At 61.0% G+C, this 1,875-nt stretch carries 2 protein-coding genes; both read left to right on the top strand.

The window, feature by feature from the left end; translation table 11 throughout:
- Positions 1 to 77: 77 nt before the first annotated feature.
- A complete protein-coding gene (locus ACFI33_RS11740) occupies positions 78 to 947 on the top strand; it encodes a glycosyltransferase family 32 protein (protein ID WP_462624048.1) in 870 nt (289 codons plus the stop codon).
- Positions 944 to 1,798 carry a glycosyltransferase family 2 protein gene (locus ACFI33_RS11735; RefSeq protein ID WP_462624047.1) on the top strand — a complete coding sequence of 285 codons (855 nt, stop codon included), beginning with the start codon at positions 944 to 946 and terminating at the stop codon, positions 1,796 to 1,798. The genes ACFI33_RS11740 and ACFI33_RS11735 overlap by 4 nt, the downstream gene beginning before the upstream one ends.
- The last annotated feature ends 77 nt before the right edge of the window (positions 1,799 to 1,875 follow it).

Genomic DNA, 1,875 nt, shown 5'->3' with positions numbered 1-1,875 from the left:
GGAGAGGCCCGCTCGTCTCATCTCAGCCCGTACCCCGTGGCAAGAACCTCATGACCCACAACAGCTAGGCTGACGCCATGAGACCGTCACTGGACGTTCTGCGGAACACGAAGCATCGGGCATTCGTGGCCACCAAACATGCGCGATGGGCAGCACGAGAGGCTCGAATCGCCCTTGAGAATCGCCGCTGGGCCGCCCTCGAGAAGAAGCATCCGTACCGATACGACCCTGAACTCTTCGCACATACCTTCTTGGCCCGCGAGGCGCCGACGACTCCACCCCTCGAAGCTGCTCCCCACCGACTCTGGACCATCTGGCTCGGGGGAACGCCGCCTCCTGCTCGTCAGGCGTCCCTCGACGCTTTGGCGGCCCAGCCAGACGTGGAGGTGATGATCGTTCGGCAGCCTCGATCCGTCGAGATCCCGGAGCACCCTTTCCACCCTGCCTTCAATCACCTGACCTCCGTGCACAAGTCGGACTATCTACGGGCCTACCTAATGCACCACTACGGAGGGGCCTACATTGACGTCAAGCCGATGCACCAATCGATCCGGCCCCTCATCGACCAGCTCAACGGTTCGGGAGAACACCTCGCCCTCGGTTATGCCGAGATCACGTCGGAGTACGCGGCCCACCCCCACCACGAGTTACGAGCCGCGCTGCGTCGTCACTATCGCGCCCTCATGGGGCCCTCGATGTTCATCTTCAAGCCCCGGTCCCCCTTCACCGCTGAGTGGATGCGCGAATTGCATTCCCGGCTGGACTATCTCGCCGCTCCTCTAGCAGAAGCAGACGCCGCGAATGCAGATCCCTACGCCACGCCTGCGGTCTACCCCATCTGGTGGACGGAGATCCTCGGGGACATCCTGCATCCGCTCTCTTTGAAGTACCGAGGCAGGGTCGTCCTTACTCCAGCCGCTCAGCCCGTCCTCCGGAACTACAGGTGATCACCCCCATGAACGTGACGGTCGTCATTCCGTGCTACAACGAGGCGCCAGAAAACCTGACGGAAGCCGTCGCTTCGGTACCGAAGGACCCCGGCACCGAGGTGATCGTGGTTGATGATGGCTCCACCCGTCGGCGGACTCTCGAGGTACTGCACTCCCTGGACGTCAAGGTGATCCATCAGGTCAACGCCGGTGTCGCCGCAGCTCGCAACACCGGGATCGCGGCGGGAACTGGACGCTACGTCTTACCTCTTGACTCAGACGACTGGCTCCGCCCGGGATTCCTCGAGCCCCTTGTGCGCCATATGGACAATCATGACTCCGCAATCGCCACCACAGCTTGCCAATGCTTCGGGCACAAGCAGGAGCGGTTGGTACCCCCCGCTATAGTCACCGCTTCGCAAATGGCGTCCAAGTGCGACATCTTGAACACCAGTCTTTTCCGCCGCTCGGACTGGGAGGACCTGGGCGGCTACGACGAAACCTTGTGGAAGGGATTCGAAGACTGGGAGTGGTGGACTCGCCTCCTCCTGCATACCGGCAGCACTGCCCGGCGCGTGGATGGCCCCGAGTACATGTACCGCGTTTCCGAATACGGCAGAAATCATACGAATTACGCAGGGATCGACGCACTAATTACCACCCGCAAAGCAATGATTCGGAACAACCCGGATTTCGTGGATCACCTGCTCGACGGCTTACTGAACGACATCCGCCTCGCCTATGAACAGGGGCAGAACCAGTCTCCCATCGCAGACGAAGCAACCCGGCAGGCCCAATACTGGGCCAGACGTTACGGCAAGCTGGAGGGGCTGAGGTCACGCTTAACATTTCTGCACAACCGCACATAACGCGGCGCACGACATTCGCTTCCAGCTCCTTAAAGGACCACAGAAGACATTGAAGTAGAGACGGGTGAAGTGGCCGC

The sequence above is a fragment of the Micrococcus sp. PSi08 genome, assembly GCF_054960655.1.
Note: the sequence above shows the minus strand (reverse complement) of the source record. Positions and strands in the feature narration are given on the sequence as shown.

Excerpts from the sequence above, each read along its gene's own strand:
- ACFI33_RS11740 (WP_462624048.1), top strand. The coding sequence starts at position 78 with ATGAGACCGTCACTGGACGTTCTGCGGAACACGAAGCATCGGGCATTC.